Below are 258 nucleotides of genomic sequence, written 5' to 3' on the forward strand. Positions count from 1 at the left end.
CGCTGATCGTCACCGCGGGCCAGCAGGCACGCGCGATCCTGCCGTTCGACCCGTTCCTCGGCGCGACGCAGGCCGCCGAGCTGCCGAAGCCGTACGTGAAATGGAGCATCGAGCCTGCGCGTGCGCAGGACGTGCCGGCCGCGATCGCGCGTGCGTACCGCATCGCGATGCAGGAACCGCGCGGGCCCGTGTTCGTGTCGATCCCGGTCGACGACTGGGACCAGCCGGCCGAGCTGCTGCCGCGCCGCGACGTCAGCA

1 pseudogene is annotated in these 258 nt (G+C 72.5%); it reads left to right on the plus strand.

Annotated features, from left to right (window positions below):
• Positions 1-258: pseudogene (locus G3N96_RS38990) on the plus strand (thiamine pyrophosphate-binding protein); the annotation flags it as partial.

Source organism: Burkholderia sp. Se-20373 (assembly GCF_017104705.1).
Lineage (GTDB): Bacteria > Pseudomonadota > Gammaproteobacteria > Burkholderiales > Burkholderiaceae > Burkholderia.